The sequence below is a fragment of the Mycobacterium sp. NGS26 genome, from assembly GCF_059813025.1.
On sequence record NZ_JCALDU010000001.1, the window covers coordinates 1159660 to 1183836 of the forward strand.

23 protein-coding genes and 1 pseudogene are annotated in these 24177 nt (G+C 67.2%); 6 read left to right on the top strand and 18 right to left on the bottom strand.

Annotated elements, in window-relative coordinates:
- The first annotated feature begins 6 nt into the window (after positions 1-6).
- The 3 genes from AC5Y6X_RS05685 to AC5Y6X_RS05695 are packed head-to-tail and all read left to right on the top strand — an operon-like array spanning position 7 to position 2443.
- Positions 7-1080 (top strand): NAD(P)H-dependent amine dehydrogenase family protein, encoded by a 1074-nt coding sequence (locus AC5Y6X_RS05685; RefSeq protein WP_499985071.1) that lies wholly within the window; start codon positions 7-9, stop codon positions 1078-1080.
- Entirely contained in the window at positions 1077-1850 is a 774-nt protein-coding gene (locus AC5Y6X_RS05690; protein WP_499985073.1) for an SDR family NAD(P)-dependent oxidoreductase, read from the top strand. Before AC5Y6X_RS05685 ends, AC5Y6X_RS05690 begins: the two co-directional genes overlap by 4 nt.
- Entirely contained in the window at positions 1847-2443 is a 597-nt protein-coding gene (locus AC5Y6X_RS05695) for a TetR/AcrR family transcriptional regulator (protein ID WP_499985075.1), read from the top strand. The genes AC5Y6X_RS05690 and AC5Y6X_RS05695 overlap by 4 nt, the downstream gene beginning before the upstream one ends.
- A gap of 5 nt (positions 2444-2448) precedes the next feature.
- Here the strand turns inward: AC5Y6X_RS05695 and AC5Y6X_RS05700 are convergent, their stop codons facing one another.
- The 15 genes from AC5Y6X_RS05700 to AC5Y6X_RS05770 all read right to left on the bottom strand — a co-directional run bounded on the left by AC5Y6X_RS05700 (position 2449) and on the right by AC5Y6X_RS05770 (position 17911).
- A complete protein-coding gene (locus tag AC5Y6X_RS05700; protein ID WP_499985076.1) occupies positions 2449-3294 on the bottom strand; it encodes a TauD/TfdA dioxygenase family protein in 846 nt (281 codons plus the stop codon).
- A gap of 24 nt (positions 3295-3318) precedes the next feature.
- Complete coding sequence (locus AC5Y6X_RS05705) at positions 3319-3654, bottom strand: hypothetical protein (RefSeq protein ID WP_499985078.1); 336 nt, start codon at positions 3652-3654, stop codon at positions 3319-3321.
- 2 nt (positions 3655-3656) lie between these two features.
- Entirely contained in the window at positions 3657-4925 is a 1269-nt protein-coding gene (locus AC5Y6X_RS05710) for an aromatic ring-hydroxylating oxygenase subunit alpha (RefSeq protein WP_499985080.1), read from the bottom strand.
- Positions 4926-4947: 22 nt separating this feature from the next.
- Positions 4948-5691, bottom strand: a complete 744-nt coding sequence (locus tag AC5Y6X_RS05715) for an SDR family NAD(P)-dependent oxidoreductase (RefSeq protein WP_499985081.1) — start codon at positions 5689-5691, stop codon at positions 4948-4950.
- Complete coding sequence (locus tag AC5Y6X_RS05720; protein WP_499985083.1) at positions 5688-6134, bottom strand: MarR family winged helix-turn-helix transcriptional regulator; 447 nt, start codon at positions 6132-6134, stop codon at positions 5688-5690. Before AC5Y6X_RS05720 ends, AC5Y6X_RS05715 begins: the two co-directional genes overlap by 4 nt.
- A gap of 15 nt (positions 6135-6149) precedes the next feature.
- Complete coding sequence (locus tag AC5Y6X_RS05725) at positions 6150-7397, bottom strand: metal-dependent hydrolase family protein (protein ID WP_499985084.1); 1248 nt, start codon at positions 7395-7397, stop codon at positions 6150-6152.
- Entirely contained in the window at positions 7394-7723 is a 330-nt protein-coding gene (locus AC5Y6X_RS05730; protein WP_499985085.1) for a hypothetical protein, read from the bottom strand. Before AC5Y6X_RS05730 ends, AC5Y6X_RS05725 begins: the two co-directional genes overlap by 4 nt.
- An 8-nt stretch (positions 7724-7731) precedes the next feature.
- On the bottom strand, positions 7732-9000 hold the full coding sequence (locus tag AC5Y6X_RS05735; protein ID WP_499985087.1) for an aromatic ring-hydroxylating oxygenase subunit alpha: 1269 nt from the start codon (positions 8998-9000) through the stop codon (positions 7732-7734).
- A gap of 103 nt (positions 9001-9103) precedes the next feature.
- Positions 9104-12397, bottom strand: coding sequence for a LuxR C-terminal-related transcriptional regulator (locus AC5Y6X_RS05740; protein ID WP_499985089.1), 3294 nt, complete (start codon positions 12395-12397; stop codon positions 9104-9106).
- 376 nt (positions 12398-12773) lie between these two features.
- Positions 12774-13721: an LLM class flavin-dependent oxidoreductase gene (locus AC5Y6X_RS05745; protein ID WP_499985091.1), complete on the bottom strand. Its 948-nt coding sequence runs from the start codon at positions 13719-13721 to the stop codon at positions 12774-12776.
- A complete protein-coding gene (locus AC5Y6X_RS05750) occupies positions 13722-14189 on the bottom strand; it encodes a VOC family protein (RefSeq protein WP_499985093.1) in 468 nt (155 codons plus the stop codon). It abuts the gene before it with no gap.
- Positions 14190-14208: 19 nt separating this feature from the next.
- Positions 14209-14958 (bottom strand): SDR family NAD(P)-dependent oxidoreductase, encoded by a 750-nt coding sequence (locus AC5Y6X_RS05755; protein ID WP_499985095.1) that lies wholly within the window; start codon positions 14956-14958, stop codon positions 14209-14211.
- The gene (locus AC5Y6X_RS05760) at positions 14955-16193 is read right to left on the bottom strand and encodes an MBL fold metallo-hydrolase (RefSeq protein WP_499985096.1); all 1239 of its coding nucleotides are present in this window, start codon (positions 16191-16193) and stop codon (positions 14955-14957) included. The genes AC5Y6X_RS05755 and AC5Y6X_RS05760 overlap by 4 nt, the downstream gene beginning before the upstream one ends.
- Positions 16194-16207: 14 nt before the next feature.
- Positions 16208-17500: a sulfotransferase family protein gene (locus AC5Y6X_RS05765; RefSeq protein ID WP_499985098.1), complete on the bottom strand. Its 1293-nt coding sequence runs from the start codon at positions 17498-17500 to the stop codon at positions 16208-16210.
- A gap of 24 nt (positions 17501-17524) precedes the next feature.
- The gene (locus AC5Y6X_RS05770) at positions 17525-17911 is read right to left on the bottom strand and encodes a DUF2237 family protein (protein ID WP_324679682.1); all 387 of its coding nucleotides are present in this window, start codon (positions 17909-17911) and stop codon (positions 17525-17527) included.
- A 146-nt stretch (positions 17912-18057) separates the two neighbouring features.
- On the opposite strand from AC5Y6X_RS05770, the gene AC5Y6X_RS05775 reads away from it, so the two are divergent.
- Both AC5Y6X_RS05775 and AC5Y6X_RS05780 read left to right on the top strand, forming a co-directional pair.
- Positions 18058-18522 carry a TM2 domain-containing protein gene (locus AC5Y6X_RS05775; protein ID WP_499985100.1) on the top strand — a complete coding sequence of 155 codons (465 nt, stop codon included), beginning with the start codon at positions 18058-18060 and terminating at the stop codon, positions 18520-18522.
- A 121-nt stretch (positions 18523-18643) separates the two neighbouring features.
- The gene (locus AC5Y6X_RS05780) at positions 18644-19798 is read left to right on the top strand and encodes a glycoside hydrolase 5 family protein (RefSeq protein WP_324679687.1); all 1155 of its coding nucleotides are present in this window, start codon (positions 18644-18646) and stop codon (positions 19796-19798) included.
- On the opposite strand, the gene AC5Y6X_RS05785 is transcribed toward AC5Y6X_RS05780, so the two are convergent.
- Entirely contained in the window at positions 19795-21261 is a 1467-nt protein-coding gene (locus AC5Y6X_RS05785) for a serine hydrolase domain-containing protein (RefSeq protein ID WP_499985263.1), read from the bottom strand. The two genes, AC5Y6X_RS05780 and AC5Y6X_RS05785, sit on opposite strands and share 4 nt — an antisense overlap.
- 154 nt (positions 21262-21415) lie before the next feature.
- Here AC5Y6X_RS05785 and AC5Y6X_RS05790 point away from each other — a divergent pair, with 154 nt between their 5' ends.
- A complete protein-coding gene (locus AC5Y6X_RS05790) occupies positions 21416-22036 on the top strand; it encodes a M15 family metallopeptidase (RefSeq protein ID WP_499985102.1) in 621 nt (206 codons plus the stop codon).
- A 141-nt stretch (positions 22037-22177) separates the two neighbouring features.
- Here the strand turns inward: AC5Y6X_RS05790 and AC5Y6X_RS05795 are convergent.
- Positions 22178-22453 (bottom strand): annotated as a pseudogene (locus tag AC5Y6X_RS05795) (HNH endonuclease signature motif containing protein); the annotation flags it as partial.
- A 109-nt stretch (positions 22454-22562) separates the two neighbouring features.
- Positions 22563-23999 (bottom strand): group II intron reverse transcriptase/maturase, encoded by a 1437-nt coding sequence (gene ltrA / locus AC5Y6X_RS05800; protein ID WP_499985264.1) that lies wholly within the window; start codon positions 23997-23999, stop codon positions 22563-22565.
- Positions 24000-24177 lie beyond the last annotated feature (178 nt).

Below are 24177 nucleotides of genomic sequence, written 5' to 3' on the forward strand. Positions count from 1 at the left end.
TCGGTCATGAGCAAGCGTCGTGTGATCCAGTGGGCGACGGGAGGCGTCGGCAAGGCGGCGATCGAATGCGTCGTGAATCATCCGGAGCTCGAGTTGGTCGGCTGCTGGGTGCACAGCGCGGAGAAGAACGGCGTCGACGTCGGGCGGATCGTCGGAGCCGACGACCTCGGCGTCACCGCCACCTCCAGCGCCGACGAGATTCTGGCCCTCGACGCCGACTGCGTCGTGTACAGCCCGTTGATCCCCAACGACGAAGAGGTCATCGCCATCTTGCGATCCGGCAAGAACGTGGTGACCCCCGTCGGGTGGGTCTATCCCGACCTGAGCAACCCACACCACAAGGCGATCGCCGATGCCGCGGTCGAGGCTGGTGTCACCCTGCACGGCTCGGGAATTCATCCCGGCGGCATCACCGAGCGCTTCCCGCTGATGCTGTCCTCGCTGTCGTCGGCGGTCACCCACGTGCGCGCCGAGGAATTCTCCGACATCCGCACCTACAACGCCCCGGACGTCGTGCGCCACATCATGGGGTTTGGCGGGACCCCCGAGGAGGCCGTGCAAGGGCCCATGGCCACCCTGCTCGAATCGGGCTTCAAGATGTCGGTGCGAATGATCGCCGACCACATGGGGTTTCGCATCGATCCCAACATCAGGACCATCCAGGATATCGCCGTGGCGACCTCCGACATCGACTACGACCCGTTCCCGATCACCGCGGGGACCGTGGCCGCGCGCCGATTCCGCTGGCAGGCGCTGGTCGACGGCGAACCGGTCATCACGGCGGCGGTCAACTGGCTGATGGGTGAGGCCAACCTGGAGCCGGCGTGGAATTTCGGCGGGCTCGGCGAGCGTTTCGAGGTCGAGATCACCGGCGACCCAACGGTGAATTTGACCTTCAAGGGTCTGCAGCCGCCGTCCATCGCCGAAGGCCTGCAGCGAAACCCCGGTGTGGTCGCCACGGCCAACCACTGCGTCAACGCCATTCCCGACGTCTGTGCGGCCGGTCCCGGCATCAAGACCTACCTCGACCTGCCGCTGTTCGCCGGGCGCCCGGCGCCCAAACTTGCCACGCCGCAATGACATACACGCATCCCGAGTCGATGCGCGGCCACGTCGCGATCGTCACCGGCGCCGCCCAGGGCGTGGGCAAGGGCATCGCCGCCGCGCTGCTCGAGCGCGGCGCGGCGGTCTTGCTGGTCGACATCCTCGCCGACGCCCTGAGCGCGACGACCGACGAGCTCCAGGCGGCGGGCCGGGCCGAGAAGTTGGTCGCCGACCTGCGCGACCCGGACAGCGCGAAGCGGATCGTGGCGACCGCGGTCGAGGCCTTCGGCGCGGTGCACGGCCTGGTCAACAACGCCATCGCCACCAACGAGCCCAAGGCGTTCGTCGACATCACCACCGAGGACCTGGCGCTCGGCTACGACGTCGGGCCGCGCGCGACGTTCCTGCTCATGCAGGCCGCGCACCCGGTGATGGTCGCGGCCGGCGGCGGGTCGATCGTCAACCTCGGCTCGGGCACGGGCACCGGCGGCGAGCCCAGGTGGGGCGGATACGCCGCCGCCAAGGAGGGCATCCGCGGGCTGTCGAAGGTCGCCGCCCTGGAGTGGGGGCGCGACAACATCCGCGTCAACGTCATCTGCCCGTTCGCCGAGTCCGACGGCGTCAAACTGTGGAAGCAGCACGCCCCCGACGATTACGCGAAGGCGGTGCGACGGGTCCCGATGAAGCGCATCGGCGACGTGCGCACCGACGTGGGCGCGCTGGTGGCGTTCCTGCTGAGCACCGACGCGACGTTCATCACCGGGCAGACCATTCATGTCGACGGCGGGATCGGATGCTTCCGATGACAACGGAGTCGTTGCGGGATCGGCAGCGCGCGCAGGTCCGGGCGGAAATCCGGCGGGCCGCGTTCCGGCTTTTCATCGAGCGCGGATACGACGCGGTCACGACGGAGGAAATCGCCACCGCCGCGGGCGTTTCGCCGCGCACGTTCTTCCGGCACGTGCCGACCAAGGAGGACCTGCTGCTCGCTCCCGTTCGGCACGGCGGCGCCGCGATAGTCAACCTGCTCGAACAGCGGCCGGCCAGGGAGTCACCGGACGTCGCGCTGACCAACGCCATCGTCGCGCGCATCCGGTCGTTCGACCGGGCCGACATCGAGGAGTGGCGCGAGGCGCTGCTGGTCGCGCCTGGCCTGCTCGGCAAGGCGACCATCCACACGCCCGCCGAAAAGGAACGCGCGGCCAAGCTGATCGGCCAGCGCATGGGCGTGGATCCCGGCAACGACATGCGGCCCGGCCTCCTGGTCCAACTCGCCTTTGCCGCAGCCGATTTCGCCTTCCAGCAATGGGTGCGGCAATCCGGCAGGCGCGTGCCGCTGGATCGCTGCGTCACCGAAGCCCTGGCCGCGGTCAGGTCCCCGCACTGGAAGCGCCGTTAGCCGATCTACTGGATCGGTTCGTCGCCGAGGACGGTGGTGCGCAGCATTTCGCGGGAAGAGTCGGCGTCGTACGGGGTCGCGCGATGCAGGACTCCGCGGTTGTCCCAGATGACCATGTCGCCGACCGACCAGGCGTGGCTGTAGACGTTTTCTGGCACGGTGGCGCGCTCGAGGAGCTCGGCCAACAGGGCGCGGCCCGGGTCGAGGTCCATGCCGACCACGTAGTCGGCCGAGGCGCCCAGCACCAGCGACCTGCGGCCGCTGCGGTGCGTCCACACCAGGGGATGCTCGTGGGTGCGCCGGGATCGCCAGCGCGCCAATTGTTCTGGCGCGGGGTCGGGGGTGACGCGCCGCTGCGAGGCCTCCAGGGAATGCACCACTCGCAGCGTGCCGAAGTGTTCCTTTTCTTCGTCGCTCAGCGCGTCGTACGCGGCGTAGGTGTTCGCGAATTCGGTTTCCCCACCCCTTTCGGCGACCTGCACGGCCGAAAGGACGGTGGCTTTCTGCGGATAGTCGTTCCCGATCGGCGTGCACCCGTCGATGTGCCAGTCGAACGTGGCCTTCAGGTAGGCCGCCGACGAGTTTTTCGATGTGTCCAGGGTGATCGGGTAGATGCCGGGGACGGGGTGGTGACCGTCGGAGGAGTGATCGACCTCGCCGAGGCGGCGGCAGAAGGCGACCTGGGTCTCGGGGTCGAGCCACAGGCCGCGGAAGACCAGTACCCCGTTGTCCTCCAACGCATTCAGGATGGCCTCGCCAATCTGGTCGTCGGTTCCAAGGTGGCTCGCGTCCAGCCCGGTGACTTCGGCACCGACCGAATCGCCGAGCTTGGTGATGGTGAGCAGACTCATGATCAGCCCCTCCTTCTGCCGGTATCAGGGAAACGGTTCGCCGGTCCGGATCATCACCGCGTCGGCGGCGTCGGTCGGGACGGTCTGGTGCATGATCTCCACGGACATGGCGACCATCACGAGCGAATAGATCAGGTGCAGCAGGTTGAGCACGTCGTCGGGGAGGTCGTCGAGCGGGAACTTGTCGCAGTAGTCGATGGCCTCTTCGAGCCGCGGGAAGAACGCGTCGTAGAACTCGCGCATTTCGGGCATGGTGCTGGCCATCCGCGCGTTCCAGCGTTCTGTTTCGGTGGCCAGGCACCAGGTCCGGGCGTAAGGTTCCAGCTCGGCGAAAGCGCTGGGCAGCAAGGCGTCCGGCATGGTCACACCCCCGCCGCCGCCGGCGCGTTTTCGCGCCGGTATGCCTCGACCCAGTCGACGACCACCTTGTGCAGGTGGCGCACCAGAATCTCCTGGTCGCTCAGCGGGAACTCGTCGACGACGCCGTACTCCAGCGCGGCTTGCGTGCCACCGAGCATGCCGGCGTCCTGCAGCGCGAATTCCTTGAGCACCACCGCGGCGACCTCGTGCTCAATGCGTTCCCGCACCGTGCGCGCCGGGTGGAAGTAGGTGTAGGCCTCGAACCGGTGCGTGTTGTGGGAGGTGGGCCAGTACCGGTAGAGCAGATACCAGCCGCCGTAGATCAACACCTCGGTGTTGGGGAAGATCTGGAAGTTGCTGATTCCCCACGGCTCGATGCCACCGGGATTGAGGCCGGCCGGCAGCTCGCCGATGTCGGGGGTGCGCCACGGACCGACCAGCCCGCTCCTGGTAGCCCGCTCGATCGGGTACATGAACTCCGGCGGCAGCAGCCAGCGCCGCCGGCCCGCCGTCGACACCACCCGATGGGGGCCGTCGAGTTGGAAGTGCCCGCAGGTGAATCCGGCGTTCGGGTCGCGCACCGCCGAGGGCACCTGCTGTGGGTGCAGCGAGGGCACGTGGTAGTACTCCTGGAACGCGTCGGCGAAGATCTTCCAGTTGCTGTTGTTGTGCGCGACCCACTCGTAACGCTCGGTCAGTTTTCCGAACGGGTAGTCGTCCAGGCCGGTGATCATGGGGCCGAGGAACTCGCGCAGGCTCTGACGTGGTTCGTCGTCGAAGTTGATGAAAATGAAGCCGTTCCAGACATCGCAGTGCACCGGTCTCAGTCCGTAGTCGGCCGTGTCGAGGTCGAAGAACTCCGACTCCTGCTGTACGAAGTTCAGCGCCCCGTCGAGGCCGTAGCGCCAACCGTGATACTTGCAGGTGAACTGTCGGCAGGTCCCGCGGGTCTCCTGGTCGGGAAAGTCGTTCCACACCAGCTTGTTTCCACGGTGGCGGCAGACGTTATAGAACGCGCGGATGCGCTCGTCGCGGCCCTTGACGAGGATGATTGACGTGCGCGCGACCTCGATCTCCTTGGTGAGGTAGCTGCCGACGCGGGGCAGCTCCTCGACCCGCGCCACGTTGAGCCACGCCCGCTTGAACACCGCCCCGCGTTCGAGTTCGTAGAACTCCTTGGATGTGGAGTCGGCGAATGAGATGGGACCCGTCCCCAGCTCGGGGTAGTGCTCCGTCCAGGAACCCTCCGGGGGCCTTCCCGTGCGTGTCATCGTGAACCTCCCTGTGTCACTGTCACATCACCGCCCCACCGTTGACGCCGAGCACCTGGCCGGTGATGAAGCCGGCCTCGTCCGAGCAGAGAAACCCGACCGCGGCGGCGATGTCGGCTCCGGTGCCCAGGTGGCCCAGCGGGATGTTGCGGGCGATCTCTTCGTTCGACTTCACGTAGCCTGCCTCCTGGGCGCGGTGCTGCATCGGGGTCTCGATGCCGGACGGCGGGATGTTGTTGACGGTGATGCCGTGTTCGGCGTACTCACGCGCCAGCGACTTGGTGAGCGTGATGACCGCGCCCTTGGACGCCGCGTAGTGGGCGGCGAACGGCGATCCACGCTGGGCGCTGGACGACGAAATCATCACGATCCGGCCCCATTTCGCGGCCACCATGTCCGGCAGGGCGACCTGGCAGCAATGAAAGGTGCCGGTCAGGTTGACATCGATGATCCTGTTCCAGGACTCGACGGTGATATCGGCGAACGGGGAGAACCCGAACATCCCCGCGCTGGTCACCAGGACCGAGACCGGGCCCAGCTCGCTGCGGATCTTCGCGAATGCCTGCTCGACCGCGGTCCGGTCGGTGACGTCGGCGCCGACGCCGATGGCGGTGCCGCCACTCGCGCGGAGATCTTCGGTAACACGTTGGGCCGCTCGCTCGTTCACGTCGAGGACGCCGACCTTCAGGCCGCGCCGGCCCAGCTCGTGGCAGGTCGCCTCGCCCATGCCCGAGGCACCGCCGGTCACCACCGCTACCCGGCTCATTCGTGATCCTTGAACAACTCGTGGCCGGTGCCCTTTTCGACCACTCGACTCAGCAATTCGCGCAGGGTCTCCTGCTCGTCGGCACTGAGCACGCCGAACACCTTCTCGTGCGCGGCCACGGCGTCGGTCAGCACGGTGGCCACGACGTTGCGCCCCTCGTCGGTGAGATAGGCCTGCAGGATGCGCTTGTGCTGGGGATCCTGCTTTCGCTCCACGAGACCGCGGCGTTCCAGCGAGGTGAGGGCCAGCTGGACGCCCTGGGGAGTGATCAGCAGGCGCCTTGCGAGCTCGGCGCCCGACAGGCCCGGTTCGTTCGAAAGCTGGCGCAGCACACCGATCTGGGCCGTGCTGACGCCGTGGGTGCTGATCGCGTCGTTCACACTGGTCAGCGAGAAGTAGAAGGCCTGCTTGAGCAGCCACAGGATGTTTTCGGTGAGTTCCATGCCCGTCTCCTTGCCTCAACCCGCCGGCATCTTGTGGATGTGGCCGTCTTTCATGACAAACGACACCTGTTGTGTCGCGGCGATGTCGCGGGAGGGATCCCCGGACACGGCGATGATGTCAGCGAGGTGGCCGGGCGCCAACCGGCCCAGCTCGTGGTCGGCCTCGATGAGTTCGGCGGCCACGACCGTGGCGGCGCGGATCGCCTGCATCGGGGTCATGCCGCGTGCCACCAGCGCCTCCAATTCCTTGGCGTTCTGGCCGTGCGGGATCGCCGGCGCGTCGGTGCCACAGGCGATGCGCACACCGGCGGCAATCGCCTTGGGCAGCATCGCCTTTGCACGGGGGAACACCTCCTGCGCCTTCTTGCGCAGTTCCGGCGCGATCCGGTCGACGGCCATCGCCTCGGTCAGGTAGGTGGTGGACACCAGGAAGGTGCCGTGGTCGACCATCATCTGAATCGTCTCGTCGGTGGCGAGGAAGCCGTGTTCGATGCAGTCGATTCCGGCCCGGATGCACGCTTGGATCGCGGTGTCCCCGATGGCATGAGCGGCCACGCGGACGCCGGCGCGATGGGCCTCGTCGGCGATCGCGGCGAACTCCGCGTCCGAATACTGCTGGGCGCCCGGCGCGGTGCTGTGCGACATGACCCCGCCCGACGCCGACACTTTGATCAGCTTGGCGCCGTGCCGAATCTGGTAGCGAACGCACGCGATAACGTCGGGAACGCCGTTGGCGATGCCCTCCGCGACGGTCAGCGGCATGATGCCGGGAGCCAGGCGCTGGAACACCGTCGGGTCGAGGTGGCCGCCGTACGGGGTGACCGCATGCCCCGCGGGATAGATGCGGGGACCGGGATGCCAGCCCTGGTCGATGGCCCGCTGCAGCGCGACGTCGAGCAGGTAGCCGCCCGTCTTGACCATCAGCCCCAGGTTGCGCACGGTGGTGAATCCGGCGTCCAGCGTCGTGCGCGCGTTGACCGCGCCGCGCAGTGTGCGATACGCCGGATCGTCCTGGACGCCGTGCATCGGGGAGGGTAGTCCCTCGGGACCGCCCGGGCCGCCGATGAGCAGGTTGAGCTCCATGTCCATCAGGCCCGGCAGCAGCGTGACGTCGCCGAGATCGACGACATTCGCCGAATCCGGCCGTGGCCCTTCGGGATTGACCGCGGTGATGCGCTGCCCGTCGACCACGACCACTGCGGGCGAGCGGACCTGGCCCGCGTCGACGTCGGCCCAGCGGGCCGCGCGCAGGACGGTGATCACGGGACGGGCTCGGACACGCAGTCCAACGTGGAGGCACCGGAATCGGGAACGCGGGGCTGCTTCCAGCATTCCACCGGAAACGACACCATGATCATCGAATACAGCAGGTGCATCAGGTTGAGGACGTCCTCGGGCAGGTCGTCGAGGGGGAACTTGTCGCAGTAGGCGAGGGCCTCCTCGGCGCGCGGCGTGATCGCGTCGTAGAAGGCCTTCATCTCGGCCATCGTGCTGGTCAGCCTCTTGGCGTAGCGCTCGGGTTCGGTGGGCAGGCACCACTCGGCGAATGGTTCGAGGTCGGCGAATTCGGTTGGTAGCACTGGGGACATCGATCGCGTCACACCCCCGCCGTGGTCGTGCGCCGGTAGTCGTCGATCCAGGCCGCAGTCTCCTTGTGCAGGTGGCGCAGCAGGATCTCTTGGTCGTTGAGCATGAACTTGTCGATCACGCGGGATTCGACCATGCTCTGGGTCGCCTCCAGCGTGTTGGCGTCCTGCAGGCCGTATTCCTTGAACGACACGGCCGCGAGTTCCTGCGCGACGCGCTCGCGCGGGGTGCGCGGCTGCGGGAAATACAGCGTGCCCTCGAAGATGTGGCTGTTGTACGACGTCGGCCAATAGTGGTAGGTCAGGTACCAGCCCTGGCTCCAGATGAGGATGACGAAGTTGGGGAACAGCTGGAACGAATCCAGGCCCCACGGATCACATTTCGCGGGGTTCAGGCCCGCCGGCATCTCCCCCAGCTCCGGCTTTTGCCACGGCCCGAACAGGCCGCTCTGGCAGATGTCCTCGATCGGCTTGCGCATCTCCGGCGCCATCTCCCAGGCGCGCACACCCGACGTGCTGACCAGCCGGTGGGGGCCGTCCAGCCGGTAGTGCGGCGCCTCGAATCCAGCCTCCGCGGCCGCTTTCGAGTAGGCCGACGGCGACTGGTTCGCGTGCAGCACCGGCGCGTGATAGAACTCCTGGAACGCGTCCATGTACAGCTTCCAGTTCGCCTTAACCTCCGAGCGGTAGCACCACCGGGAGGTCATCTCGCCGAACGGGTAGCCCTCCAAACCGGTCACCATCGGACCAAGGAACTCGCGCAACGACTGCTCGGGCTTCTTCGCGAAGTTGACGAAGACGAAGCCTTCCCAGACTTCGCAGTGCACCGGCACCAGCCCGTAGCGGCTCTTGTCGAGGTCGAAGAACTCCTCCTCCTGCTGGACGAACGTCAGGTTGCCGTCCAGGTCGTAGCGCCAGCCGTGGTACTTGCAGGTGAACTGGCGGCACACGCCGCTGGTCTCTTCCAGGGGCATGTCGTTCCACACCAGTTTGTTGCCGCGATGACGACAGACGTTGTGGTACGCCTTGATCGCGCCGGCCGCCGTGCGCACCAGGATGATCGAGGTGTTGGCGACCTTGAGCTCCTTGGTGAAGTAGCTGCCCTTGCGCGGAAGCTGTTCGACCCGACCGACATTCAGCCAGGCGCGCTTGAAGATCGCCTCGCGCTCCAGGTCGTAGATCTCCGGGTTGATGGAGTCCTCGTAGGACACCGGCCCGGTGCCCAGCTCCGGATAGTGCTGCGTCCAGCTGCCCTCCGCCGGCTTGGGGAATCGAGCCATGACCCCTCCCGTCCGTTCCGATCTCCCGCGGACCCACTCCGTCGGGCCGACGGTATCGCCTGATCCGCCGAATCGCAAGTAGTTGATACTCGCGGTTCGTCGGTCAGCCGCGGCGGGCCGCCTCTCGAACCAGCTGAACACGCGAGCTGAGGCCGAGCTTGGTGTAGACGTGAGTGAGATGGGCTTGCACGGTCTTGGGTGAGACGAACAGCCGCGTGGCGATGTCCTTGTTGGCCAGCCCGTCGCACACCAGTCGGACGACGTCGCGCTCGGCCGGTGTGAGCGCCTCCCAGCCACTGCTCGGGCGCTTGCGTTCGCCGCGACCGCGCTGTGCGTAGGCGATCGCCTCTTCGGTGGACAACGCCGTGCCCTCCGTCCACGCGGCCGCAAACACCTGCTCGCCCAAGGTATCCCGCAACGCAGTGATCGAGGACTCATAACCGGCTTGGTGGATTTTGAATCGCACGATGCCCGTGCGCATTCGGAAGGCCTCGGCGGCGCCGAAAAGGCGTGCGGCTTGCCGGCCGTCGACGTCTCCGGCGAGATCGGCAAGGCGCTCGAGGATGTCGGCGAGGTGTAGGTACACCCCACCGCTGACTGCGCAGGCGAGCGCATCATGGGCGTGACGTTCCGCTTCTGCTCGGTCGCCTTCCGCCACCGCGACCCGAGCGCGGGCCAGCAGAGCCGCCACCAGGTGCCATCCCGACGCCACCGCGATGGCTTCGTCGGCCCAACCGCGCGCCAGCGCGAGATCGCCCTCTACCCGCGCCACCTCGACGGCGTTGAAGGGGCGTTGCGCCACGGCCATCTGGGGTTGGACCACGCTCAGGAGTTGCCAGGCTCGCTCGCTCGCGACACGGGCGACGCCGACGTCGCCCGTGGCCAGCGCTGCGGCCGCCGCGGCCACATGACTCAACCCCTGGAAGTACTCGTCGAGACCCGATGCGGCCTCGAGCGCGATGTCGCTCGCGGCGCGCGCCCCATCAACGTCGCCCTGGTACGCCAGCGCGACACCCAGGCCCATCACGGCGAGTGGTTTGGGAAACTCGTCGTGATCCGCTTCGCACTCGGCGGCCACGTCCCGGAATCCCGCAACGGCCCCGTTTACATCGCCCTCCATCAGCTGGGCAAACGCGAGGCATAGCCGGCACATTCGCGAGTTGGGCCGGTCGCCGATCGCGTCGGCGAGATCGCGTCCTTCCTCACCGGCCGCGCGGGTCGCGATCGGATCGCCCACATTGACCCCCGCATTGGCCTGCCAGGCCAGGATCTGGCTCAGGCTCCATCGGTCGTCCAATGTCCGGGCGAGAATGCTTGCCTCCGAGAAGTACGCTCGTGCCGCCTCGGCGTCGTAGGTGGTGCCCGCGATGAAGCCGCAGGCGGTCAGCGTGCGCGCCAGCAGGGCGGGCTCGTCGAGTTCGCGGGCGATCGCCAAGGCACGCTCGGCCCGATCCATCGTGGCGCCGACCCACATGTTCAACACTGCCGTGTCGGCGAGGGCGCGCGCACGCACCGCGGCCGGCACGTCAAGGCTGTTCAAATCGCCCTGGCCGACAACGGTGTCGAACCACGCTCGACCTTCCAACATGCGTCCCCGCGTCATCCAGAGGGGTTGCAGCGACGACGCCAGCGACAGCGCCCGCCCGGCATTCGACGTCTCCAGGTTCCACCCCAGCGCGCTGCGCAGATTGTCCATCTCGACTTCGACCTGATTGAGGCGCTCCCCATAGTCGGTGCGCGCCGGCGCGTCGAGCGGTGCCGCGATTGACGTGTAGTAGTCGCAATGCCGGGACCGGACCGCGTCGGCCTCGTCGGACTCGCCGAGCTTCTCCAGCGCGTATTGGCGCACGGTCTCCAGCAGCCGGTATCGCGTACTGCCGCCGGTGTTTTCGGCGACCACCAGCGACTTGTCGACGAGCAGGGTGAGCTGGTCCAGCACCTGGTAGCGCTCCACCCCGTCGGCCCCGGCGACGGCCTGGCCGGCGTCGAGGTCGAAGCCGCCGAGGAATACCGCCAGCCGGCGGAACAGGATGCGTTCGGTGTCGGTGAGCAGCGCGTGCGACCAATCCACCGAGGCACGCAGGGTTTGCTGGCGGCGCACCGCGATGCGTGAGCCGCCGGTCAGCAGACGGAAGCGGTCGTGCAAGCTGTCGACGATCTCCGTCAGCGACAACGTGCGCACCCGCGCCGCCGCGAGTTCGATCGCCAGCGGCATCCCGTCGAGGCGCCGGCAGATCTCGGTTACCGCGTCGACGTTGTCGTCGTCAATGGCGAAGTCGGCGCGAGCCAACCGGGCACGATCGGCGAACAACTCGATGGCGTCGTCGGACAGCGACAACGAGGGCACCTGCCAGGCCGCTTCGCCCGTCACGCCGAGCGGCTCGCGGCTGGTGGCGAGCACCGTCAGGCTCGGTGCGGCGCCGAGCAGGGCGCCGACCAACGAGGCGGACGAATCGAGCAGATGTTCGCAGTTGTCCAGCACCAGCAGCATGTGGCGATCGCGAAGGTGCCGCTGCAGCGTGTCGATGGTCGAGCTGCCGGGCTGGTCCGGCAGCCCCAACGCGCGCGCCGCCGTGACCGGCACGACATCGGGATGGGTGATCGGCGCGAGGTCGACGTAGCAGATTCCGTCGCCGAATTCCCCGGCCAGGTCCGAGGCGACCTGCACGGCCAGGCGCGTCTTGCCCGCCCCGCCGGCTCCGGTGAGGGTAACCAGGCGGTTACCCGCCAGGGCTTCGCGTAGGCCTTTGATTTCCGTTTGGCGCCCAACGAAACTCGTCAGCTGGACCGGAAGATTATGAGCGGCAAGGGCATTCGGTGTGCGCAGCGGCGGGAATTCGTTGCGCAGGTCCGGGTGACACAGCTGCACCACCCGCTCGGGCCGGGGTAAATCTCGCAGCGGGTGGGTGCCCAAGTCGGTCAGCGACACATCGGGCGGAAGCTGATCGACCACCAGTAGCTCGGTCGCGCCCGACAACACCGTTTGCCCGCCATGGGCCAGATCCCGAAGCCGGGCCGTGCGGTTGATCGTCGGGCCGATGTAGTTGCCCGCCCCGCTGTCACTGCGAAGTTTCACCTCGCCGGTGTGAATCCCGATGCGCAACCGGATCGGGGCCAGCGGTGCCCGCTGCAAGTCCAGCGCGCAGGCGAGCGCGTCGGAGGCGCGAGCAAAAGCGATCACGAAGCTGTCGCCCTCGCCCTGCTCGAGCGGGCGGACTCCGTCATGGGCGGTGACGACTTCCGACAGCGCCTGGTCCAGCCGCGCCACAGCAACGGTCATCTCGTCCGGCTGGGTCTCCCACAGCCGCGTGGAGCCCTCGACGTCTGCCAGCAGCAACGTCACGGTTCCAGTCGGAAGCTCGCTCACGGCCAGGTCGCTCCAGTCGGTTTCGCTCATGCTAGCCAGCATGGGGCGACTCAGAGCGGAGAACATCAGCAAAATTGCTTATAGTTCTCGGCCGGCCTTACCTCCCTGGGTGTCAGACCGCTGAGACGTTAGGCATCTCCCCGGGTGGCGCGGCCTCAACCGCCGCCGGGCGCGAGTCCGGTGCCGCCGCCACCGTAGGGCAACTGCGGAGCGGGCGGCGGTGGGGCCTCCGGAACGGGCCTGGACGACGTGGGCACGGTCGGAGCCGTCGGGGTGGTGGTTGCCAAGGTGCCGGCGCCTCCGCCGCAGCCGACCGCCAACGCGAGCATGGCTGTTCCACCGAACAGTGCGAATGTCGATTTCACGGACTTCATCAGCTGCCCGTACCCCGTATGCGCGCGCTCAATCAGCCGAGCGCGGGCAGGACCACATCGGTGAGGAGCTGAACCGACTTCCACGCCTCGTCGACGGGCATCCCGCCCACCAGCGGGTGCATCACCAGCGGCCCGTAGTCGTCGGAGCCGCGGACCTCGGCGACAAGCTGCTCGGGGGTCAGGAACCGGTAGCGTCCCGACGCCTTGACCTCCTCGAGCGTCCGGACTCCGGGCAGGTGCATGAGGGAACGCTGATCGCTCGACCATTCACCGTAAGTGACTGCCTCCCAAAGGATGTGCTCACCGAGTTCCGCCCATGCCCGGTCCGGATCCTCGTGCAGGTAGATCATTCCGCGATTGATGGGCCCGGGCATGAGGACGAAAGGCGTGATGCCGACGTCGGAGCACAGCTCGCGATAGAAGGCGGCGATGTCGGGCAGGTGGTCCGCCAGGCTCAGCGGCAGCCGGAAGCGCGCCGCTCGCCGCGCGGTGGCGCGCGATCCCCCGCCGACGTAGAGCGGTGGATGCGGCCGCGTCCAGGATCCCGTGTCCGACCAGACTGAGAGCATCCGCTCGATCAGGTTGTCCATCAGTTGGCCGCGCTGGCTGAAATCGACTGCAAGTGAGTCATATTCGACGGTTCGATATCCCAAACCCACCGTGGTGTGCAGCCGCCCGCGGCTCATGTTGTCGACCAGTGCGATGTCCTCGGCCAGCCGGACCGGATTCCACAGCGGCCCGAGCGCGCAGTCCACGCTGGCGATCAGCGTCGTCGTCCGCGCCAGGAACATCGCCGCCGCCATGATCGGGTTGCAGCTCCACCCGTGCCCGGTCGCGTGGTGCTCGTCGACGCTCACCGTGGTGATTCCCCGCGTCTCCCCCCACTGCGCCAGCTCGAGTGCGGCACGGATCAGTTCGCTCTGCGTGCGTGGCTCTCCTTGTGGCGAGGCGAAATTGAACCGGAGTACCGTCAGTAGCATCTACGACGCCGCCGACTGCAGGAACGCGGGAAAGTCGGGAAACAGTGCGCGGTCGACGATTTCGATGCGGGTGCCAAAGGCGTCGACGTAGTAGGCGAACAGCGCCAGGCCCGGGGGAGACACGTCGGCGGTGGCTTCGAAGCTGAAGCCGTTGGCCTCCAGCACTCGCGCGGCGTCGGTGAGGTCGTCGGTGAAGTAGCCGAGGTGGTGCACCGCGTTGCGGGGCGCGGCGGTCCACGGGCTGTCGGAGACCTCTTGGATGAGTTCGACGTGCGGGCCCTGGATGGAGTACACGAACGTCGAGGTGAGTTCGCGGGTTCCGGTCGCGGTGCGCAACGGCAGCGTATAGGTCAGCGGGTTGATCCACCGGTAACCGGCCAGCGCGGTGAGCCGGTCCATCGCGGCGTCGAGGTCGGGCACGACGATGCCGGTGTGGTAGAAGTCCTCGGGCCGAAGTGCGGGTGCCATGTTCTTGTCCTTTGCGATCTCAGATGCAGTCCGACGCGCCGTCGACGACGAAAACTGCGCCGCTGGTGTAGCTGCTCTGCTCGGTGCACAGGAAGGCGATCGTGGGCGCGATCTCGGCTACGGACCCGAAGCGGCGCAACGGAATATGGCCCAGTTCGGATTCCACGATGTCGGGTGCGACGTGCATGGGCGCGGTCATCGGCGTGTCGATGGTGCCCGGCGCCACCGCGTTCACCCGGATTCCCTTGGGCGCCCATTTGACGGCGAGATTCCTGGTGACGGTGACCATCCCGGCCTTTGCGGCGCCGTAGCCGGGCACCAGGGGAACCGCTCGCAGCGCGGACATCGACACCAGGTTCACCACGCTGGCGCCTCCCGCGGTCGTCGACGCCCGTAACGCGCGGTAGAGCCCGACCGTGAGCCGGTACGGTCCGGTGAGGTTGAGTCCCACCGACGCCTCGAAGCCGTCCGGCTTCGATTCGTCCAGGCCGCCAGGGAAATTCGCGCCGGCGTTGTTGACCAGAACGTCGAGTCGCTCGAAGCCCGCGGCCAGCGCGTCCACCGAGTCGCGATCGGTGATCTGCAGCCGGCGATAGGTCATGCCGGACAGGTCCGCGTCGTAGTCGGCGGCCGCCGCTTTGGTTCCGGTGATGGTGACCTCGGCCCCGGCGTCCCGGAACAGCGCCGCGGTGGCGTGCCCGATCCCGCTGGTGCCGCCGGTGATCAGCGCGGTGGTCCCGGTGAAGTCGAAGCCGACGCGCGCCGTCATGAGTTCCTCGCTATTTGTTCGGAGAGCCAGGCTCTTTCCCAGAAGTTGGTGCTGTCGGACAGCAGGCCTTCGTGCGCCTCCCGTAGCACCGCCCGCGCCGCCGGATCATCCGGCGAGACGAGCTCGGCGAGGTGGATGGCGTGCAGGGGGCGGCCGTTGGCGAGGTGTTCCCTCGCCCGCACCACGAGCGCGTCGGCGCCGGCCAGTTCGACCACGTCGGCGCCGACGGCGTCGAACCCGACCGGGTAGAGCTCGGTGGTCGACCGGTGGTGAAACCAGCCGGAGTAGTTCTCCCAGATGGCCCGCACATCCCAGGCGACCTTGCCATACCCTTGTCCCACTTCGTATTCCGCGGGCAACGTGATCTCACGCATCAGGGTCTGGACATCCTTGCCGGCGTTCATGCCGGCGACGGTCTGGTCGTGGACGTACTGGACGGCGTCGCGCAGCCGGGTGAGCTCGGTGTCGATGAGCTCGGCGCCGGCGATCGGCCCGAAGTGACCGGTCACCAGGAGTTCGGGCCGCAGCTCGCGTACCCGCTCGATCGAGGCGATCGTGGTGAGCGCGTCACGGTAGCGGTCGCCGCGGATGGTGACGAGGTTGGGGATGTGCCCGAAGAGCGGGCCGAAGGTGTTTCCGCACAGGCATATTCGCTCGTCGGGCAACCACACGACCAGCGAGTCGGTGGTCTCGCCGCCGGGCACCGCGATCAGCTCCAGCCGCCGCCCGCCAACGACGAGGGTCAGGGTGTCCTCGAAGTCGAGGTCGACGGTGGGGACGCTCTGGCCGGGCAGGTGCTTGGTCCCGAGGCGACGCTGAATCGCTCGTATGCCCGCAGCGAGGGTGTCCTTGAAGGCGAACGCGCTGCGGCTGGCCCGGTAGGGGATGAGGCGCTCGTTGTCGTCCCGCCATGCCCTCCAATTGGCCTGCGCGACAACCGTTGTGTCGGGGTCGCGGACGCTGTCCAGCCCGCCGACGTGGTCCACGTGGCCCTGCGTGAAGATGATGTAGCGCACCGGCGAGGCGTCGACGGCGTCGAAGTTGGCGCGGTGCACCGGGCCCTCGAAGCCCATCCCGGTGTTGACGATCACCCGACCGTCGTCGGTGGTCAGCAGGTAGGCGTTCGACAGGCCCGGCGAACACCACAGCCCCGGGGCGATCCGTTCGGCTTTCTCGGCGGACGCCGGGCGCATCGCGTCGGCGCCCGGCCTGCTGCGATAGACCGGTTCGAACATCGCTGTTGACTCCTTCATTCGGGGCGAACGTCGAAACGCTCGAAGTAGAAGTCGAACCGCCCGCGCAGTTCGTCCGGCGAGATGCCGAAGTGCCGTTGCAGGTCGTAGCGGATACGGCCGTGCTTTCCGCGCGGATTGCCGTCCAGGTACTGCCGGAACCGGCCGCGCACGTCCGGTGTCAGTTCCACCCCGCCGCGCCGGTAAAGCTCGTCGAGCAGCGGCATTTCGTTGCCGTCGAGGTGGTGGAAGCCGATGTCGATGCTGCGATCGGCGGGCACCAGGTCGCGGTCGCGCACGCACGCGCCGAGCAGCCGGTGCACGCGGTCGCTCCAGTAGTCCAGCAGCCAGGCCGGGTCGATGTTGGTTCGGCGCAGCCGATCGGAGTAGGCCATCATGGTGATCGCCGATTGGATCACGGCGACGGGATCGCGGTGCGTGAAGGCCACCGTCGCGTCGGGAAAGGTGGCCATCAGCGGGCCGAGCTGCTCGCAGTGTTGCGGGCTCTTGAGGAGCCAGGTCCGCGGGCCGCGCAGGAATGTCAACGCCTGCAACACCTTTTTCAGGTACGCGTAGTGCCGGGTCTGGTCGAGCGTCAGGTAGTAGTCGCGCCAATCGGGCACGCGCGCATGCCATTCCAGGACGTAGGCGGCCAGGTCGAGGTCGAGGAGCTCGACCTCTTCCTCGATCGCCTCGGGGAACCGGTCGTGCATGGCGGCCACCACCGGCGCGCTGACCATGAGCGCGTCGTGTTCGGCCTTGGCGCGCGCGTAGCGCGGGTCGACTCCGGAGATGTCGGGACCCTCGCCACGCGCGGGTATCGGCTCCTGACTTTCCCAGTACGGCAGCGCGCGCCGGCGTGGGTCGGCGGCGATGAGATTGACCAGGTGGGTGGTGCCGGAGCGTGGCATCCCGACGACGATGAACGGCTTTTCGATCGGGATCGTCTCGATCTCGGGATAGCGCTTGAGGAGCTCGGTCAACGACAACCGGTTACGCAGCAGGCGAACGACTCGTTGCCGCAGGGTGGACCGGCTGAGCTCGCGCAGCCCGTCGTCGGCCTCGATCGCGGCCACGTGGGCGCGCAGGCGCTCACCGAAGCCGTCGGTGTCGTCCAGGTCGGCCCCTGCCTGCAGGCCCGCCCGGTCGACGGCCTCCGCGAGCATCTCGTCGATGTCGAACTCGACGTGCCTGGCCTCGGTGAACTCCAGAATCTGGCGCTGCACATCGGTCAGCTTGGGCGCCGTCAGGTCGTCGAAGCCGATGTCGGCGATGTCGGCGATGTCGGGGTCCGTCGAATTCTCGTTCAACGCGTCGAAGCGTAAACGAGGGCTCTACAAGTTAGCCAGGTCGTCGGGAACGTCGACTTTGTGTTCCTGCAGCGTCTCGAGCGGCACCACCTCCAGGGTGCGCTCGTGCGTCGATGCCAACACCACCGGGGCGGCGCAGCCATCGTGGTGAGCCCGAAGCCAGTTCAGGGCGGTGACGCACCAGCGATCGCCCGGTAGGAGGCCGGGGAACCGGTACTCGGGCACCGGCGTCAACAGGTCATTGCCGATGGAGCGCTGGTGCTCCAGAAATTCGGCAGTCATCACGGCACAGATAGTGTGCCGGCCCAGGTCTTCGGGCCCGGACGAGCAGCAACCGTCGCGATAGTAACCGGTCAGTGGGTCGGAACCGCACGGTTCCAGCGGCCCGCCCAAGACGTTGCAATCAGGCACGTGTTTAGTATTGCCCTCCCCGGCGCGAGTTTGAAGGGAGTTCTCGATCCGCGTCCGCAACGTTTGGCGCCGACGCCGCCGGCCGCGGATCTCGGTTCCCTTATACAGTGGGCCGGATCCCCCGACGGCAGGAGTTGACTCGACCGATGGCGACGCCGAACCCACCCGAAAACGAGCCGCCCCGGGGGTGGCAGCCGCCCGGCTACGGACCACACCAGCATCCCCAATTTCCCCCGCCCCCCGGATATCCGCCGCCCTACCCCGGCTATCCGTCCTACCCCGGCTATCCGTCGTACCCCGGCTATCCGGGGAACGCGGCCGATCCCCAAGCGCCGTTTGGCCGCGATCCGGTCACGGGCGTACCGCTGTCCGACAAGTCCAGCACGACGGCGGGGCTGCTCCAGCTGTTCTTGGGCGTGTTCGGAATCGGCCGCTTTTATATCGATTCGACCCAGATCGCAATCGCCCAGCTATGTTTGGGCCTCTTCGGATTCGTCTTCTGCTGGTTGGGGCTTCCCATACTGCTGGGTTCGGTCATCTGGGCGATCGTCGACGCGATCATGATGTTCACCGGCGGCGTCACCGACAACTACGGCCGCAAGTTGCGCTAGCTGGTTCGCCGGCGCGCCGAACACCGCTTGATGACAAGGAAATAACGATTCTCAGCAAAAGTTACCGCGACGCGCTAAGTAAATACCGGGTCCGGGGGTCCCGGGAACTTATCGTCAATTCGTGTACCGCCGTACGGTGTTGAAGCTTCCGCTGATGCTGGCGGCGGGCAGCGTACTGGCGCACTCGCCCCGCGCCTCCGCGGAGCCGATACCGCGGTCTTCGGGCGAGATAACCCGGTGGTCGGCCGACCGGGCCAACCGTTGGTATGAGGCGCAGGGCTGGCTCGTCGGCGCGAACTTCATCACCTCGAACGCCATCAACCAGCTCGAGATGTTTCAGCCCGCCACCTACGATGCTCGTCGCATCGACACCGAGCTGGGCTGGGCCAGGTCGGCCGGCCTCAACAGCGTGCGGGTCTTCCTCCACGATCAGCTCTGGGCCCAGGATGCCCGGGGCTTCGTCATGCGTCTCGCGCAGTTCGTCAACATCGCGGCGCGCCACCGCATCAAGCCGCTGTTCGTGTTGTTCGACTCGTGCTGGGATCCGTTACCCAGGCTGGGCCCGCAACGCGCGCCGAGGCCCGGCGTGCACAACTCGGGCTGGGTACAAAGCCCGGGCGCCGAGCGTATTGGCGATCCCGCCTACACCCGCGTGCTACGCGACTACGTCACCGGGGTGCTGACTCAATTTCGTAATGATGACCGCGTTTTGGGCTGGGACCTGTGGAACGAGCCCGACAACCCCGCGAAGGTGTACAGCAAGGTCGAGAGGAAAGACAAGCTCGACCGGGTCGCGGAGCTGCTTCCCCAGGTGTTCCTGTGGGCACGCTCCGTCGAGCCGAGTCAACCGCTGACGAGCGGCGTGTGGCGCGGTGACTGGGGCGAGCCGGCGGGCCGCAGCCCGATCAGCGCGATGCAGCTGGACAACGCCGACGTGATCACGTTCCACTCCTACGCCGAACCTGGGGGCTTCGAGTCCCGGATCGCCGAGCTCGCCCCGCTGGGGCGGCCGATCATCTGCACCGAGTACATGGCGCGGCCGCAGGGCAGCACCGTCGAGTCGATCCTGCCCGTGGCCAAGCGCCACAACGTCGGCGCCTTCAACTGGGGCCTGGTCGCCGGAAAGACCCAGACCTACTTCCCGTGGGACTCATGGGATCACCCGTACACGGCGCCGCCGAAGGTCTGGTTCCACGACCTCGTGCTGCCCGACGGACGGCCGTATCGGGACAGCGAAATTCAGGCGTTCCGGGGACTGACCGGAGCGCAAGGCTAGCGCTGCCCAACGGGTTTCGAACCGTACAGGCCCAAGGCCCGCGCCGCCGCGGTGGCCACCTCACCTCGCAGATTCGTGATCGGCGGGCTGCCCCGCAGCAGTATCGAGTTCGAGAGCAGGACCACATAGGTATCCGAGCCCGGGTCGATCCAGAGCGTGGTTCCGGTGAAGCCGGTGTTGCCGAAGCTCCCGACGGGAAAGATCCTGCCGCGCGGCCTGGAAAACGCCGTGTCGATGTCCCAGCCAAAGCCAAACAGGTTCTGTCCCTTGATCGCCGGATAGTTCGGGCTGGCCGCTCTTCGAGCGGCGTCGTTCGCCGCTTCCAGTTGCCGGGCGGTGTGCCCGGGCTGCTCGGGGGTGGTCATCAACTCCACGGTCGCCTGCTGCAGCGGAAAGTCGCTGCGACGGTTGGCAAGTCGATCGAGCAGGGCCTGCGCGTAGACGCCGACATCGTGCGCCGTCGAGAACACACCGGCGTTCCCGGCCACGCCGCCCATGCGGCGCGCGGTTGGGTCATGCACGGTGCCGCGAAGCAGGTGGCCGTAGTCCGGGTTCTTGCCCGGATCGGCCCGGTTCTCCTCGTCGATCGCCGTCGGTGCGACGCGCGGCAAAACGCTTGTGCTCCATGTACCTTCGGGGCAGGTGGCCGGCCCGTCGGACGCGGGAGCCCACGCGATCGCGGCTCCCCTGATCGCGTGCGGGCCGCAGGCCTTGTCGGGCGGAAGGTAACGGGTGTCTTCGAGACCGAGTGGCGCGAACACGTTCTGCTGCACGTAGCCGTCTTCCGGCTCGCCGGTGAGCTTTTCGATGAGCGCGCCAAGCAGGATGTAGTTGATGTCGGAGTAGCGGAAGGCCTCACCGGGGCCCGACTGCAGCGGCGTGGTGAGCGCACGATGGATGCCCTCCGCTTTGTCGGCCCCGCCCAGCCCCCACGGGTCGGCCAGGCTCACGTCGATCCCCTCGCCCGACGTGTTCGTGAGCAACATGCGAACCGTCACCTTGGCGCGCTGGGGATCGTTCGCCGTGTTGAAGTCGGGCAGGTACTGCTGAACGGGATCGTCGAACGCGACCTTGCCCTGCTCGTAGAGCTGCATGATCGCGACGGCCGTGGCGAGGCATTTCGTCAGCGACGCCATGTCGAAGATCGTGTCCTCGGTCATCGGCTCCGCCGGTGCGGGCGATCCGTCCAGCCCCTGCTCGCCGGCAATCTTGCGGGAGCCGTAAGCCTGGTGGAAGACGATCTTTCCGCCGTGCCCGATGACGACGACGGCGCCGGGCAGCTCGTTCGCCGCGATCGCGTCGTCGATCAGCTTGGAGACCGCTGCGAAGTCTTGTGTGGGAGGCGGATCTGGCCGCGGCGGCTTTCGGGTTGATGGCGCTGGCGGCGTTACCCGGGTTACCTGCGCGCCGTCGCTGACCGACCTGTACGTCATATGGTCGCGCGAGGAAGGCACCACGAGCATCAGCACGAGGGTTCCGACGGCAACGGCCGTCCGCACCGCTGGCTTACCGGGCACATCGCCAGGGTAGGTCGACCGCTTAACCTGATTGCAGCGGTCCGGTCACCATGGAGCGAGCGATGAGGACTCATCCCAATTGACGTCCTGTAGGCGTCGGATGGCCGTGCTGGCGGCCGGTGTGTTGCTGGCTGTGGGAGCCGCCGCGCCCCCACCCGCCCGCGCCGGTAGCACGGTTCAGCCGGTCACCACCGCGGATTTGGGTGCGAGCTGGCGGCCCGGCTGCCCGGTGGACCCGGCGCGCCTTCGGCGAGTTGGCGTCGACCACATCGGTTTCGACGGCCACACCCACCGCGGCGAACTGGTGGTGCACGAAGACCTGGTGCCGGAGGTCGTCGCGATCTTCGAACAGCTTTATCGACTGGGCTTCCCCATCGACAAGATCCGCCCGGCCGACTCTTATCCGGCCGCCGACGACGAGCTGTCCATGGAGGACGACAACACGTCGGCGTTCAACTGCCGGGGCATTCCGGGCAGCGGCCGATGGTCGCAACACGCCTACGGCCGCGCCATCGACCTCAATCCGCTCCTCAACCCGTGCCGCTGCGCCGGCGGCGTGGTGCAACCGCAGAACGCGGCGCCCTACCTCGACCGTGCTCGCACCGACCCTGGCCTCTTGCACGACGGCGACCCGGCCGTCCGCGTCTTCACCGACCGGGGCTGGCGGTGGGGCGGTTACTGGACGGCGCCCGTCGACTACCAGCACTTCGAGCGACCCTGATCCGGGTTCGCCCGCGCCGTCAGAGATGTTGCTGCCCGCAGATCTGCTGATCAGAGCTGTCCGCTGAGTGTGAGACCCGGCTGGGCTCAGAGTGTTGTGTACGGTCAGCGCGAATTTCTTGATGTCCCAGCCTGTTTGGGTTTAGTTGGTGGTGGGTGGTGGTTGGGGCTGGAAGGGGTCGTACCACCACCAGTCGGCGCGCTCGCCGAGCGGTCCGGGGCATGGTGGCACCGCGGGCGGGGGTTGGGTTGGTGGGCGCGCCAGCGAGCCCGGGCTCAGCGGTCGCCCGTCGCTGTCGGTGACACGCAGCGCGTCGGCGGGCCCGGTGATGGTGATCAGACCGCGGTGGTGCAGCCGGTGATGATACGGGCAGACCAGCACCAGGTTGGCCAGCTCGGTGGGCCCGCCGTCTTCCCAGTAGGCGTCGGCGGCGGGCGTAGTGTCCGGGCTTGTCGCCCGGGCTATTTCCCGCCGCCGCGCCCCCGAACCGGACGTGCGGCTTTCACCGCATCCGGCTCTCCGTAGGTCATGCTGGAACGGCGTTGATGGGTTCCCATGGTGTGGTGATCTTTGAGCCCCGATATGGATAGCGTTGGATGCGCATCGTGGTGGGTTGGTAGAGCCGCACACCGTTGTATTCCGGCCATCGCCGCACGTGGTATCGAGCCCATATGGCGCGTTTGCCGGTGTGGGGATGTTTGTGCAGCAACCAGCTCCAGACCCGCCACCACAGGTAGTTGCCGATGGTGGCGTAGGCAGGGCTGGCGGCGCTGTGCCGAAAATATTGGGTCCAGCCGCGGACCATGGGATTCAATTGCTTGAAGAGCTGGTCTGCGGGCTGGTGGGTGATCCGTTTGGTCGCCGTCTTGAGCTTGCGCCGCATGGTTTGCACCGATTTGCGCGGCGGATAGCTGTAGACGTAGGACCGGGTGCCGCCTTTCTGGGTGTGGCGCTGGATGCGAAACCCCAGAAAGTCAAAGCCCTCGTCGAGGTGGACAACTTGCGTCTTCTCCGGGGCTAACCGCAGCCCCATTGGTGTCAGCAGGGCGCTCACCTGTTCCCACAGCGCGTCGGCGTGGACGCGGGCACCAAACACCAGGATCACGAAGTCATCGGCGTAACGCACCAGGCGATACGTCGCTCCTCCGCGGTGGCGATGAAGTTTGCGCGCCGAGCCGCCGCGGTGGGCCGCCCATAAGGTGTCGAAGTGGTCATCAATCACCGACAGGGCGATGTTGGCCAGCAGAGGCGACAAGATGCCGCCTTGGGGAGTTCCGGTAAAGGTGCCGTAGGTCAGGCCATCGGTGTCGAGCACTCCTGCATGCAGGAACGCCTTGACCAACGCCAGCACGCGTTTATCGCCGATGCGGCCACGTATCCGACCCAACAGGGCGGTGTGGTCGATCTCGTCAAAACACGCCGCGATGTCGGCTTCGAACACCCACTCATACCCACGGTGGGCGTGAAATCGAATGTCCTCGATCGCGTCCTGGGCGCGGCGGTTGGGCCGAAACCCATAACTGGAATCCGAGAAATCGGCTTCAAAGATGGGTTCTAACACCAGCTTCAGCGCTGCCTGCACCACCCGATCGGCCACCGTCGGGATACCCAGCTTGCGGACCTTGCCGCTGGCCTTGGGTATCTCGACCCGTCGCACCGGCACCGGCCGAAACGACCGGGACCGCAACGCCTCCCGCAGATCCTCAAGAAAACCCACCGCACCGGCAGGACTGTTCTCGTTGGAGCGCACGGTGCGCTTGTCGATCCCCGCACTGCGGGCACCGGTGTTCTCCTGCACCCGCGTCCACGCCTCGGCGAGGAAGCACGGGTCGGCCACGAGGTTAAACAGATCATCAAACCGACGACCACGATCGGCCGTCGCCCAACAGTGCAGTTTGGTCTGCATCCGCAGTACCTTCTGGCGCGCCAAAAACGGCAACTCCAGCGCGGCGCCGATATTCACCGGCGCATCTTCTGCCATGGCAGTCTCCTCTTCTGCGTGTCCTACTGCCGCCCTTCCCCATGTGGCCGGTTTTCCCGTCCTCGAAGTACTACGGCGGCTCCGCCCCATCCGAGAGCTGTTGGTGGGCATCGACACCTACCCGCCGCGCCCCTGGCAAGGACGCGGGGAGGGAGGCACC